This is a genomic window from Endozoicomonas sp. ALD040, from assembly GCF_049275945.1.
In the GTDB taxonomy this organism is placed as follows: domain Bacteria; phylum Pseudomonadota; class Gammaproteobacteria; order Pseudomonadales; family Endozoicomonadaceae; genus Endozoicomonas_A.
In genome coordinates this window covers 1,305,671-1,321,359 of sequence record NZ_CP184829.1, presented here as the reverse complement: position 1 = coordinate 1,321,359, position 15,689 = coordinate 1,305,671, and the positions used below count along the sequence as shown (strand labels likewise).

Genomic DNA, 15,689 nt, shown 5'->3' with positions numbered 1-15,689 from the left:
ATCCACTGTTCGTGGTGGGTTCCCGCCTGCGCGGGAACGACGATCTTGATATATCCTGCTGACCATACCCTTTTGCGACACCCTCGACAAGGCGGGGAGTGTCACAGTGATTTCCATCAATCATTACGGCTAACTTTCCAAGCGGAACTTTAGTCCTATCTTACGGTCAAATAATTAAACAGTTTCAATTTAATCCTTCAGATGGCAGTAGGGAGATTAGCTATGGATAGTCGTATTGGTGGTGAAAAAAACAACCTCGTTTCTCTTTGTGACGTGCCTGTCAGTGACATGCCTGATAGCGCAGTGCCAAGCAAGAGAGCAACGCAGGGTTTACCATCAAAGATTACAAAGGTCTGCTCTGGTATCGCTTCCACACTCAATAAATCATCACCTTCGGTAAACTTTCCTGACAAAACCAGAACCCTGGCCTCAACCGATTCCTCACTCCACAAGGCCCCTCATGCCTTCGATTTTCGTTTTGTCACCAGTGATGATGAGCTTCGAAAGCTTCTGGTTGCCCAGACCTGCGATGAACATCGGGATGTCACCCTTATTTCCCACCCCGATGACCTGTCACAGGCTAACCTGGTGACCCGCTTGAGCATTTCCGGCGACGGTCGCCACAGGCTGGGGTCGGGCAAGCTGTTTGAAGGTTCACAGCCCATGACTCTGGTGCTGGATATCCGAAAGCTCTCCAGCGAGGATCTGCCAAAATTTAACGACCTGCTGGACCCGAATAACCCCTGTCTATACGACAAAGTCAGCCAGAAGAAACGCTCTCTGGGTGAACATGTTGCTCTGCTGGTGGTGGCAGACCCTGACCAGCTGGCATCGGTTGGCCAGCGTGAAGATGCACCCGGTGCTGATTTCTGGCGGCGAATTAATCGACCGGGCAATACCTGGCAGTTCGAGGCACAGACCGGCAATGCTCCGGCAATGGACGCTGACGAGGTGCCTCCGGTATTGGCGGAACGCTCCGCTGAAAGCGCCATGGATGACGACAATACCCTGGTTATTGACTGTCACTTGCACAGTCACTGGCGACAGTTGCTGCTGGGTGGCCCCGGCGTAGATAAACAGGGACGAATCCAGCACCTCCCAGGCAGGCTCGAGTTATTGAAGGCCGGACAACGGGTGATTCTGAAAGGGGCCAACTGGCAGGATCTGGCCTTTGAACAGACGATTCGGCAAATGCTGGCGCAGCAGTGCTTTGAGAGCAATGGCAAGGTCTGTCGGTTACCCGACAATGTTCAGTTTTATCAGATGCCGGTAGGGAATGACGAGCTTCGTTCACTGTTTCAAAACCTGTCCTGCTCTTTAGAAAAACAAGGTGACAAACAAGACGACGAAGGACTTGTTCAAGAGCAACCACCACAAAATCCCATCATCATTAACGAGAGTACTATCAGGGAATGGCTGAGCCCGATTGCCATTGCCCCGGAAGGCTATGCAGTCCCCAACAGCTGTCTGTCGGAACAGGTTCAGGCGGGGGGTACCGTCACCGTTACGTCTCCCCTCAATGAGGAAAACTGGTTTCGTTTGCTAGGCTCGCTGCAGACTATTCGCGAAACCACTGGCCTGAAGCCCCGACTTCAGGTGGCTTATGCAAAAGGACAACCAAAAGCCCTGGGATTGACAGAACAGGATGGGCACCCTTTGCCCGGGTTACCGAAAAAAGTCAGCGATCAGGCTGCCATTAACACCGTCACTTATCAGCAACATGCCCAGGTCAGACACTGGATCAATCAACAGCCGCAAACACCTCTGGTCATTCAGGTTAATGAACAGACCAGCTTCAGCCAGCTATTTGATAATATCTATATCACCTCGGAACAGAAGGCGTATTTTGGACGCCGTCAGAGTAAGTTGCAGGAGGCATTAACCGCTGGCAAGCCAGTGGTATTCCGGGGACTCGAGCGTAATCCAGCGCTTCAGCAACTGCTGGAACCTCTGGTTGCAGGACAACCTCTGTTGGTGAATGGTCAATTACAGGCCTACCCACAAGCTCGTGTCACAGTGCTCTGGCCTGAGTCTGCAAAAAGTCCCTCTTCAGTATTGAGCTCGATGCTTGCCACGGGTAAACCCTGTCCCGAGATCGATCTCTGGGATATCAGCGCCTCCAGGTATGAGATCCCCCGGACTGAACTGCCTGAACAAGCACTTAATGAACTTTACCAAGCCTTTGAAACCGTCCCCGTCGACCTGTGCAACCCTTTGCCTGAAATAACCGAAGGGTTATTAAATAACCTGATACTGGCGGCCCGGCAGGCACAGCAGGTTGACCAGTCCTTGAGGCTTTTACCCCGTCACTGGCGCAAGGCCATCAACAGCGTTATCACCCATGGTACCCGGCAACATCCGTCCGTGCGTGATTTTATGAAAGTGGTTTGTCGGCAGCTATTGCCAGATGAGAATCAAACCCCCTCGGTAGACCGTGATCGCTTGAACGCCATCATCAAAAGTGCCCTGTCGTTAGATAGAGAGTTTGTGAAGGAAAACCTGTGGCCTCTGATCAGAGCCTTTGACCCGAAAGTCTTTAAACAGTCACAACTCTCTTGTCACAGTTCATCTCTGGAATGGGATCAGGAAGAACTTCTGGACAGGCTTTGTGCCCTGATCGTGGCCCATGCGTCTGAAGAAAAACGAGGTGCAATGGCCTGCCAGCTGGAAGTCGGTCCGGCAGCAGCAAAGACCCATCAATCGTTAGCCATCAGGCCATCAAGACAGATTAAACGTTTGCAGGATGCACTGGCTTCTGGCTGGCAGTTAACCTTGCCAACGGGGCAGACCCGGTCCGATGCCATTCAAGCGCTGGCCACTGATTGTTTTCATATTGCCAAAACAGCAACTTCTGAGGCAGCAGGCATTGAACGCATAGAACTTCGGCTGTCTGAATCACTGAAATGGACGGTCTCCAATGATATGCCTTTGTCAGCACTGGCCCGGGATCTTTATCACGGCGAGATAAGTCAAAAGGATCGCGAAAGCCGTCGATTGTCCCGACTCCATGACCGGCTTACGGACTCTCCCGTTCTGTTCCTGCAGGGAGAAACCGGCACCGGGAAAAGTTACTTTTCTGCCAAAATGGCCAGGGCTTCAGGACAAGCTTCAGTCATTTCCCTTGGACCTTCAGACAGTGAACAGACCCTGATGAAACGCTGGCAGTGGCAACAACACGCCGACGGCGACCGTTCTATGACACCGCAAAACCGGGCGTTGATGGAATGGGCCAAAACCGAATCCGACAAAGACGGAGATTACATTACCCTGGTTCTGGATGAAGCCAACCTGGCCCAAGCCGGATTACTGGCGTCATTGAACGGCTTATGGGAACCACAACCCTGCATCTATGTGAATGGTCATCCTGTCAAGGTCAGCCTGAAACACCGGGTGATTCTCACCGGCAATCCCGATCATTATGCCGGGCGCCAACTGGACCCGGCCCTGAAAGAGAAACTGCCCAGGGCTTACTACCCTCGCCCGGATCAGTCATTCCTTCGGGACAGGGTGGTAGAACCGGCTCTGGTCAGGCATTTACAAGAGCATCTGACGGAGCAGCAAATAAACGACATTGCACGCAGTGCCAGCAAAAGTGTGATGGCGCTCTGGCAACATTATCAGGAGCTGCTGCCAGAGCATGAGTTTACCCCCAGGGATTTAACGGACATCTGCAGTTGGGTGGGCTGGTATCTGGATCGTGCTCAGCCCGCTTGCGGCAGTGTGACCTGTGAGCAAATAAACAGTTTGATACAACTTAGTTTTCGGGATGTACTGGGCCCTGAAATCACCGAAACACATCAGGACGCCCTGTCAGCACTGGAAATCTGGTTTGCTGCCCGCTACGAATCGGAGAACACCCTGAGCGACAGAGTTCATAACAAGACCCTGCAGGAAATGCAGCAGACCTTCAGTACAGTCAGCGAAAAAATCCGACCAGACTTTGATACCTCCGGATCGGCAGTCCGTGAACTGGCGCAACGACTTGGACAGGATTTAAACCGCTGTCAGCAGGCTTATCATCACGAAAGAAAACACGGCGGTCGTCAGGCGACACTGATTGAAGGTCCAGCCGGACGGGGCAAGGATGCCACGCTGAACCTGGTGATTGAAAGTGTCAGAAAGCTGGCTGAAGAACGGCAAGAATCCATGCCGGAAGTCTATTACCTGAATGCCTGTGATTGTTCCTGGGACAAACTGTGCGAAAAGATCCAGAAGGCAAAAGACGATGGCGGCATCGTGGTGATTTCGGAAATGAATCTGATCGACAGCCAGCATCTGGAAGGTGAGTTAAACGATATTCTGGCCGGTGACGCCCATCCCGGCTTCCACCTGTTTGCCACCATCAACCCGCCTGAGTACAGCGGGCGAAAACCCTTATCGCCGGCACTGAAAGGACGTTTTCGACATTTGCCCATCCGGCAGTACAACCCGACAGAATTACAGACCATTGCCGAAAAAGTGTTGCCAGAGTCCTCACAAGGGACATCAGCCGCTATAAAGCTGACAGAAAAACATTGTCTTTTAAGGGCTCACCTGCAAGACAAAAAACTGCCATTGCAGCCCACCAGCCTTGATTTACAGAATGTTGCCAGAGCTATCACCAGAGGTGGCGATTTTAGCGAAAAAGCCGTTCATCAATGCCTCAATCAGCACTACCGGCTTTATCTGATGGCCGCCAATATATCGCTAGAGGAACTGCCTGAGTCTTCGGCTCTTGCCATGAGGAAAAGTGAATTTAATTCCGGACTTTGCCAATGGTTCAATCGGACGGTATCGGACATTGACCGTCCGTGGTTGATTCGAAACAGTCATCTCAACGGTGTTGATGAAAAAAACCATGAAATTCGTATCAAGACTGGTCCGACTGGAGAGGAAACCAAAACGGAACTTATCAGGATGGTGGCTCAGAAAAAATGGCAGACATCCGGTCTTTCCCTGAATCCGGATCAGTCGGACGATATTTTCACACAGGCACTTTACAGACACTGGCAGCAACGCTGGTTCGCTGATGATTTTAGCCTTACCGAAGTGGACGCTAATAGTGTATTTCCCCTGACCAAAGAACAGGCACAAACACTGAAAATGTGGGGCTGCAAGCCTTATCTTAGGGAGGCTAATAAGCAGATACGGGCATGGAACTCCCGTGACCTTCAATGCTGGCCCGCATTTTGGCATCAGATCAGCGCTCTGCCGAACCGTTTGGTAAACGATTTTATTAAGGAAGCATCAGCTATTAGCGGTGATGAAGCTCCTGAGCCATACAATCCAGAAGTCGAGGAAGAAAAAGCTCGGGCATTGGATCGAAGAACGAACTATGAGGATCGGGATAATTCAGGGACTAAGCTTCACAAAGTTTTTAATACGCAGCATTCCCCTACGATGTATCGCTGGGAGGCAAAAGATATTCGTGTCACCGCCGGGGGTGAAATCAAACGGATCGATCTTGATGGCAAACCCTTTCTGGGGGTCGAAACCCTCACTCCTAAACAGTTGCCAGGGAAAGACCAGGAAGTGATATTAACCAGAGATCAAACGCTGGGGACCCTTGAGGTATCACCAAGGAATGGTAAGTGTCCCTTACCCAGCCTGGCGGCCAGCGACACTATCGTGGCCCTGCGTTTAGAACCCTATATGCCATTTAAACTGATCCGGGACCAATATACCGGGCTTCATACACTGTTTATTCCTCTGGCCAAAGCCTACCAGAGTTTTCAGTGTACTTATGTCGTAGAACCCCGAAAGCCGTGCGGAAAAACGGCTGCTAAAGAAGTCTTTTTTGACGTCCAGTGTTCAGAAGGCGTGAGGTCCGTACTGAAGGAACTGTTTGATAACATCAACGAACAACCCGCCAAAATACAGGCACCGTTGCGGAAAATAATAGACGCTAAAAACATCAGGCAACGAATTAACGCAATCACGGAGTATTGCAAAGAGTTCTCTGGTATAGCTAAACCAGATGAGAGTGAAAATTTCTTTCGATTCCTGGTAACAAATCGGCAAGGTAGCTGTCGTCATCGTGCGCCTGTTTTTGTTGCTTTTTGTCGCTATTTCGGGATTCCCAGTCGGCAAATTCAGAGCCCCAAGCACGCCTTTGGTGAGTATTCCGTGGATGGAGGCCAAACCTGGGAGTCAGTGAATTTGGGCGGAGCGCCTGGCGGGTTTACAGAAATCGCACCTGACTTCCAGCACGGCAGGAAGGCCGGTAGTTCCAGCAGCTGGCCAAACAAGATTAACATTAACAATCTCCTTAAAGATGCTGATTCAGCACAACAGCAAGCTCTGGCTGATGTTTTGGAGATTAGCCAGAAGGTGCTAAAAAAAGCCCATAAGACAAACACTGCATGGTTAGAAACCAAACTGAAATCTTTTGAAATGGTACTGAAACTTTGGAAGAAAAAAGATTTGGCCAGCTTTTCCATGGGCGTCTCAATCTTAGATTCGCTAGAGACAAAAGCATTGAACGATTCAGGGCTGGAATTGATCGGTAATGTGTATGGCGAAAATGATCGAAGATATAATCCAATGACGGAAGCCGTAATACAAATATTGTCTGACAGTGATGAAGATCAGGTCTCTAACCAACTCAAATCACTCTATGTAAAGATGATTGTTCAGGGCGAAGCACTCCCTGAATATTGGTTGAGATCAATAGTGAAAATACTGAACGGCAGTGACTTAAGCAAACGTTCGGTTATTCAATTTGCCGGTGAAGCCCTTAAATCGGGTTGGCTGGATCTGGTGCCGGTAAAAATATTCCCGGGGCAGGAGAAAATTGAACATCATAAGCTATTGGTCCGTCTGGAAAGCGTCGATGAACTGAAGGCTGATGCCAGTCATTGTCTGAAACAATGGTATAAGGAATTATTGTCAAGGGAAAAAAACAACCACAGGTGGCAATTCTTTTATAGCAACTTCCAAACGAATAAAAAGTATGCCTCACTCGTCTCTCGCAGTCATGATGGGGTTTCGCCATTCCTTCAAGGTAAAATTACCAGCTCGTCTTTGCAAAAATCCTGGACATACCAACCTGAGGGTATTCCAAATATAGAAAGATTGCTGGCACATGATCCAGCGTTTGAGCAGTTAAGCTCGGTCAGGGCGAACCAACGTCCGGTGATTATCCTGGGGCAACCATACTGGAACGACACAACGATGTATAAAAAGGTTGAAGCTCTGTTGCAACGAATGATTGCCAGCGACCCGGACAACCTGAAGCCGCTTCTTGAAAAAATCAATCAATATAATCAGATCAAAAAACAATTTGACGATGATATGGAAGCACTGAAGAAAGAACATAGTTATAGAGAATGCAGGCACTCCGGCTTTTTTGATAAGCGATATCAAAGTAAAAAAAATGACTATGAGAAAAAAAGGCTTGAGATTGAAAACAGGTATAACTCTGCTCTGAAGCTCCATGAGTCGTCGATTAAGGCGCAAAAACCGCAGAGTGATTTAGTAAACAAATGCACTAAGTCAATTCAGCAAGCCTTCAGTTTCTACCTTTATGGATTGGCAAACTCGAAAGGCGGTTACTTGAAGTATTGCTGGGCCGATGCTGCTATGGGGCCTCATGCTGTCAAAGGGCCTAATGATGAAAAGTGCTGCCACTATGGCGCTCACGATCCATCCTCACCAGAAGAGCTGTATGCCATGATGACCTGGATTAGAAGCTCTGACGAGTTCCAGGAATCTGTTGAAGATGCTTATTTACGACAAGCGCAAAACGCCAGCGATGCTCTGGTGCTGAAATCCGATGAGCTGACAACCATCGCCGAAGAGTTTTTGAACAGCGTGAATTTGAATTCGCTTTCTGACGCATTGGAGAGCTAACAACCTCAATATCCCAAAAGTCCATCCCATTTGTGATGGATACGGGTAATACCAATCGTATTTTCTAACTCCCGCAATGAGCATGGAGATTTGAGCCTTAAGACAAGGCGGCGTGAGGAGTCATAGCCTTAGCTATGGCGACGATCGCCAACGCAGGATTAAGGCTCAAATCTTCAGCGCAATAGGGAGTTAGAAAGTTCGATTGGTATAACTATCCTGACGGAACTTCCATCCTGTCTGAAGGTCATACCATTAAACAATGGCAATGCAGTCCTTCAAATAACAGGTAGGAGATTCACTATGGATGGTCGTATTGTTGGGCAAAAATGCAAACCTTCTGCTGAAAATAGTTTACCTCCAGCCAAGAGACAGGGAGGATATTCATCATCTAAGATTGCAGAGGTCTGCTCTGGTGTCACTCCCCAAACCAAGACATCATCAAATCCGTTGATGTTGCCTGACAGAGCGAGTTCCGTATTCTCTATGGATTGCACGCTCCCAAAGGCCCCTTATTCTTTCGATTTTCGTTTTGTCGCCAGTGATGATGAGGTTCGACAGCTTTTAGTTGCCCGAACCGGCGATGAGAATAGGGATGTCACCCTTATTTCCCACCCCGATGATCTTGCACAGGCTAACCTGGTGAGCCGGTTGAGCATTTCCGCCGATGGTCGCCACACTGTGAGTTCGGGCAAGCTGTTCGAAGGTTCACAGCCACTCACACTGGTGATGGATATCCGAAAACTCAACAGCGAAGAGCTGCCAAAATTTAACGATCTGCTGGACCCGGATACTCCCTGTCTGTTCGACAAAGCCAGTCAGAAGAAACGCCCTTTGGGCGAGCATGTTTCGCTATTGGTCCTGGCCGACCCTGAGCAGTTGGCATCGGTTGGTCTGCGTGAAGATGCACCCGCGGTCGGCGCTCCGGGTGCTGACTTCTGGCGGCGAATTAACAGGCCGGGAAATACCTGGCAGTTCGAGGCTCAGACCGACAATGACTCATCAATGAACCTGGACAATGTTCCCCCGCTATTGGCTGAACTCCCCTGTGCCGAAAGTGCTATGGATGACGACAGTACCGTTTTAATTAACTGCCATAGGCACACCAGCTGGCGACAGTTGCTGCTGGGCGGGCCGGGAGTGGATCAACAGGGGCGAATCCGGCACATCCCCGGCAGGCTTGAGTGTTTGAGGGCCGGGCAACGGGTCATTCTGAAAGGGGCCAACTGGCAGGACCTGGCTTTTGAACAGACGATTCGACAGATACTGGCGCAGCACTGCTTTGAGAGCAATGGCAAGATCTGTGGGTTACCCGACGATGTTCAGTTTTATCAAATGTCGGTAGACAGTAATGAGCTTCACTCACTGTTTCAAACCCTGTCCTGCCAGGGTGACGCTTCAGGACACCCGATCATCATTAACCAGAGTAACATTAGTGAGTGGCTGAACCCGATTGCTATTTCCCCGCAAGGCTATGCAACCCCTAACAACTGTTTGTTGGAACAAATTCGGGCGGGTGGTGTAGTCACTGTAACCTCTGCCCTTAATGAGGCACTATGGTTTCGTTTGCTGGGTTCATTGCAGACTATTCGCGAAACGAGTGACCTGGAGCCCCGACTTCAGGTGATGCACTCAAAACAACAGCCGAAAGCCCTTGGATTGCCAGAAAACGATGGGCAGCCTGTGTCCAGCCTGCAGGACAAAACCAGAGAGCACACTGCCTTTGATATCGTCACTTATCATCAACAGGCCCAGGCAAGCCACTGGATCAATTATCTGCAGGAAGCACCTCTGGTCATCCAGATCAATGAACAGACCAGCTTCAGCCAGCTTTTTGATAATATCCATATCACTTCGGAACAAAAGGCTCATTTTGGGCGACGTCAGAGCGGGTTGCAGAAGGCATTAATCGCTGGCACGCCGGTTTTATTGCGGGGATTGGAAACTAATCCAATGCTTCAGCAACTTCTGGAACCCCTGGCTGTAGGGCAACCTCTGTTGGTGAATGGCCAATTACAGGCCTTCCCAAAAGCCCTTGTCGCAATACTCTGGCCCAAGTCCGTGATGGGCTTCTCTTCGGTATTGGATTCGATGGTCGCCACGGCTGACCCATGTCCTGACTTCGATATCTGGGATATCAATGCGGACAGGCATGATATCCCCCGGACTGAATTGCCAGAACAAGCACTTTACTCAGTTTACAATGCGTTTAATACCGTACCTGCTCACCTTTGTAACCCTTTGCCTGAAATTACCGAAGACTTGTTGAATAACCTGATACTGGCTGCCCGACGGGTACAGCAGGTTGACCAGTCACCACTGCTTTTACCCGGCCACTGGCGCAAGGCTATCAATAGCGTCATTACCCATGGCACCCGGCAGCATCCGTCCGTGCGCGATTTTATGAAAGTGGCTTGTTGGCATTCACTGCCCGATGTTCATACGACGCCGGTTAAGGATCAAACCACCTCGGTAGACCCGGATCAGTTAGCTACCATCATCAATGGTGCTCTGCGGTTGGATAGAACGTTTATGAAGCAGAACTTCTGGCAACTGGCCCGAGCCTTTGATCCGGCGGTATTTAAGGACAGTGAATTACAAGTGTCCTATGAAAGTCCATTTCCAGTGCAGGGTGAAAAGGAAGCTCTGGACAGATTCTGTGCCATTGTCCTGGCCCATGCGCCTGAAGAAAAACGCCAGGCAATGGCCTATCAGCTGGCAGTCGACCCGGCGGCGGCAGAGCCCTGGCAATCGTTAACCATCAGACCCACAAGACAGATTAAACGTTTGCAAGATGCACTGGCTTCTGGCTGGCAGTTAGCTTTGTCACCAGGGCAGACCCGATCCCATGGCATTCAATCTCTGGCTGGCGATTGCTTTTACATAGCCAGAACAGCCAATTCTGACGCAGCAGGCATTGAGCACATAAAAAATCGACTGTCTGAATCACTGGCATGGACGGGGTCCACGGATAAGCCCTTATCCGCACTGGCCGACGATCTTTATCACGGCCTGACGAACCAGAAGGATCGTGAAAGCCGACGATTATCCCGACTCCATGAACGCTTTGCGGATTCTCCCGTTATCTTCCTGCAGGGAGAAACCGGTACTGGAAAAAGTTACTTTTCCGCCAAAATGGCGAATGCTTCAGGACAGGCTGCGGTCATTTCACTTGGGCCTTCTGACAGCGAACAAACCCTGATGAAACGCTGGCAGTGGCAAGAGCACACCGAGGGTGACCGTTCCATGACACTGCAAAACCGGGCGCTGATGGAATGGGCCAACACTCCGTCCGGGAAGGATGGACACTATGTCACTCTGGTTCTGGATGAAGCCAACCTGGCCAAAGCCGGATTGCTGGCATCATTGAACGGCTTATGGGAACCGCAACCGTGCGTATACGTCAATGGTCATCCTGTCAATGTCGGCCCGAAACACCGGGTGATTCTCACCGGTAACCCGGATCATTACGCCGGGCGCCAAATGGGCCCGGCCCTGAGAGAGAAACTGCCCAGAGCTTACTACCCACGGTTAGACCAGGCATTCCTTCGGGACAGGGTGGTGGAACCGGCTCTGGTCAGGCATTTACAACGGCATCTGCCGGGACATCAAATAAACGACACTGCACACGACGCCAGCAAAAGTGTGATGGTACTCTGGAAATATTATCAGGAACTCTTGCCCGGGCATGAGTTTACCCCCAGGGATTTAACCGATATCTGCAGCTGGGTGGGTTGGTATCTGGATCGTGGCCAACCCGCTCGCGGCAGTGTGACCTGTGAGCAAATAAACAGTTTGATCCAACAGAGTTTTCGGGATGTACTGGGGCCGGAAATCACCGAAACTCATCAGGATGCCCTGTCGGCACTGGAAATCTGGTTTACTGCCCGATTCCAACCGGAGAACACCCTGAGCGACAGAGTTCGTAACCAGACCCTGTCAGATATTCAGCAGACCTTCATTACAGTCACCAGAGAAATCCGACCTGAGTTTGATACCTCCGGATCAGCAGTCATTGAGCTGGTGCAAAGACTGGGACAGGATTTAAGCCGCGCTCAGCAAGCTTATCATCTCGGCATAAAACACGGCGGCCGTCAGGCAACGCTGATTGAAGGTCCGGCCGGGCGGGGTAAAGATGCCACGCTGAACCTGGTGATTGAAACTGTCAGACAGCAGGCCAGGCAACGGGGAGAATCCATGCCTGAGGTCTTCCCCCTGAATGCCTGTGACTGTTCCTGGGACAAACTGTGTGAAGCGATCCAGAAGGCAAAAGTCGATGGCGGCATCGTAGTGATTTCGGAAATGAATCTGATCGACAGCCAGCATCTGGAAGGTGAGTTAAACGATATTCTGGCCGGTGACGCTCATCCGGGCTTCCATCTCTTCGCCACCATCAACCCACCTCAGTACAGCGGGCGCAAACCCTTGTCACCGGCACTGAAAGGGCGTTTCAGACATCTGCCCATCCGGCAGTACAACCCGACAGAACTGCAGACCATTGCCGGGAAAGTATTGCCACAGAACCCGGAGGGGAAAATCGTGGCTAAAGAGCTGACTCAGCAACACTGTCGATTAAGGGCTTACCTGCAACAGCAAAACCTGTCGCTGCAGCCGACCAGTCTTGATCTGCAGAATGTCGCCAGGGCGGTTGCAAGAGAGGGCGCCTTGACCGACAAGAGGCTTCTTCAATGCTTCAATCAGCACTACCGGCTTTATCTGATGGCCGCCAAAATATCGCTGGCGGAACTGCCCGGGTCATCGCTCCCGAATTTAGGTGAAGGAGCGCTGGAGTCTGATCTTTGCCATTGGTTCAATGAAACGGTATCGGGCATTGATCGCCCCTGGTTGATACGACACAGTGACCGCAACAGTATTGATGAAAAAAACCATGAAATTCGTGTTAACACTTGTCTGCATCCAGAAAAAGTCAAAACTGAAATCATCAAGAGGGTGGCTCAGGCAAAATGGCAGGCGTCCGGTCTTCCCCTGAAGCCTCAACAGTCGTACGACATACTCACCCGGGCACTCTACCGACACTGGCAACAAAGCTGGTTTGGTGTTCAATTTGGCCAGACGGGCGTGGACGTTAATTGCGTCTTCTCCATGACGAAAGAAGAGCAACAAACGCTGAAAGCACCGGCTTCCCTGTCTTATGTCCGCAAGGCTGATCAGCGGATAGCTGCATGGAACGCCAATGAAGTTCAATTTTGGTCCGGGTTCTGGCATCAGATCAGTGATCTGCCGAACCAATGGGTTGACGACTCTGAAAGATACAACCCGGAAGTCGAGGAGAAAAAAGCCAAGACATTGGACCAAATGACGAATTATGAGGATCTGAAGATAGAGCTTAACGATTATAAAATTTTTGATACGCAGGACCATTCTTGCCACATGTATCGCTGGCAGGCAACTGATAATTATGTGACGGCTAAGGGGTATGTCAAACTGATCGATCTTGATGATGAACATCTTCAGGGGTTCGAAACCCTCATACCAACATCGTTACCCGGGCGTGACCAGACAGTGACATTAGCCAGAGATCAAACGCTGGCGACCCTTGAGCTGTCATCAGAGAATGCTAATGGTGAATATCCATTGCCCAGCCTGAGGGCTAACGACTATATCGTGGCCCTGAGTCTGGAACCCAATTTGGCATTTACCCTGGTCAGGGGTCGATATACCGGGCTTCACATACTGTCTATTAAAGAGCCCAGAGCCAACCAGAGTATTCAGTGTACTTATGTCGTAGAACCCAGAGAATCGAACAACAAAACAGCTGCTAAAGGAGTCCGGCCAGAACAATCAACACATTTTGATATCCACTGTTCAGAAGGTATGAAAACAGTACTGGACAGATTGTTTGAGACCATTGAAGACCCGCAAGACCCAACCGAAGAACAGCTGCCTTTATGGAAAATAAAAAACGCTAAAAACACGACGCAGCGCATTGAGGCGATCAGCGAATATTGCCGACAGTTTGCCGGAGATGCGCAACCAGAGAGCAATAAGAACTTCTTTGAATTCCTTGTTACACAGCGGCAAGGTAGCTGTCGTCATCGTGTGCCTGTTTTTGTTGCTTTATGTCGTTACTTCGGGATTCCCTGTCGGCAAATTAATAGCCGGGCCCACGCCTTTGCCGAGTATTCTCCGGATGAACGGCAAACCTGGGATTCAGTGGATTTGGGCGGAGCGCCCGCAAATACAACAGAGATCGAATCTGTCTTCCAGACCACCAGAAGGATCAGTGTTTCCAGCACTGAGTCAAAGAAGATTAAGGATCTTCTGAAAAGAGCAAATCTGGCACAACTGCAAGCTTTGGCTAAAGCCCTTGACATAAATTTTGAGGAACTGAAAGAAGCGCTTGAGACAAACAGTGCATTGCCAGACACCCATCTGAGTCTTCCTGAATTGGCAAGGAAGCTCTGGGAGCAAGGAGATTTAACCAGTTTTTCCCTGAGTGTCTCAATCATAGAGTCAATGGAGACAACAACATCAGGCCATCTCATCAAGCAGCTGACCGATGTTCTTGATGGCACCGGTGAGCATACCGGTAAAAGGATGTCGGAGGTGATAGCACAAGCATTGTCCGAGAGTAATGAAGATCAGGTCATTGAACCACTCAAATCGTTACACTCACAAATGATTGTTCAGGGCAAAGCAAACCCTCGGCAGTGGTTGAGTTCAATGGTGGATCTGCTGAAAAACAGCGACCTGAGCAAGCCTTCGGTGATTCACCTTGCCCGTGAAGCCCTGAAATCGGGTTGGCTGGACCCACTGCCAACCTCTGACGGCGAAATTATAGATGCTGACGAACATCATGAACTATTGGTGAGTCTCGAAGGTATCGATGAGTTTAAGTTTAAAGCCGGACATTGCCTTAAAAAGTGGTACAAGGAATTATTGTCCGCAGAAAAAAATAGCCAGCTATGGCGGTTAACTTATGAAAGCTTCGTAAAGAGAGAAGGTACTGACTTGATCGTTGATCATTCTCATGATGGCGTTTCGTCACTCCTTGAAAATAAAATAGCCAGCCCATCTATACAGATCTCCTGGACAGACGAACCTGAGGGAGTTCCGGATATAGAACGAATGTTGCTGCAACATCCCGCGTTTGGGCAGTTAATCTCGGGCAATACTAACCACCGCAGGGTGATTATCCTGGGGGAACCTCACTGGGCAGAGACAATGATTGTTGAAAAGAGCAAAGTCCTGTTTCAACGAGTCGTTGAGAACAGCCCGGAATTGCAGCAGTTATCGGAACAAATCAAAACAAAGTCCCCTGGTGTGCCCTATGAAGACGAAAGGCTTGAGGAATTAAAACGCAGATGCTTCCCGATAATTCAGCAGGCCTTCAGTCATTACCTCTATAAAGTGACACACTCAAAAAACGCCAGTTTGACGTATTGTTGGGTGAATGCTCACATCAGGAGGTCCCAATACAATTACAACTATGGCACCCATGATCCATCCTCACCAGAAGAGCTGGATACCATGATGGGTGAAATTGATAGCGATTATAAGTTTGAGAAATCGATTAAGGATGACTGCTTACGACAGGCACTCAACGCCGATAATGCTCTGGTGCTCAGAACCGACGATCTGACAAAAATTGCCGATGAGTTTTTGAACACCGTGAATTTGAATTCGATGTTTGACTCAGAATATTTATTCCTCTGATGATAGCTGCCCATAAATGTTCCATAAGGCCATCCTGACAACTCGTTCCCACGCTCCTTCGAGGCTGTCGCAAAACTCTAACAGCTCGTTCCCACGCTCTGAGGGTGTCGCAAAACTCCAACAGCTCGTTCCCATGCTCTGAGTTCGTCATTCCCGCGAAGGCGGGAATCCAGCGCCAACGGTGG

At 49.9% G+C, this 15,689-nt stretch carries 2 protein-coding genes; both read left to right on the top strand.

The features are described 5' to 3' along the window. Positions 1-222: 222 nt before the first annotated feature. Positions 223-7,830 carry an AAA family ATPase gene (locus ACOJUN_RS04165; protein ID WP_422135412.1) on the top strand — a complete coding sequence of 2,536 codons (7,608 nt, stop codon included), beginning with the start codon at positions 223-225 and terminating at the stop codon, positions 7,828-7,830. 300 nt (positions 7,831-8,130) lie between these two features. Further along, positions 8,131-15,504: an AAA family ATPase gene (locus ACOJUN_RS04160; RefSeq protein WP_422135411.1), complete on the top strand. Its 7,374-nt coding sequence runs from the start codon at positions 8,131-8,133 to the stop codon at positions 15,502-15,504. Positions 15,505-15,689: the final 185 nt, after the last annotated feature.

Coding starts and splice junctions, on each gene's coding strand:
- ACOJUN_RS04160 (WP_422135411.1), top strand. CDS start 8,131: ATGGATGGTCGTATTGTTGGGCAAAAATGCAAACCTTCTGCTGAAAAT.
- ACOJUN_RS04165 (WP_422135412.1), top strand. CDS start 223: ATGGATAGTCGTATTGGTGGTGAAAAAAACAACCTCGTTTCTCTTTGT.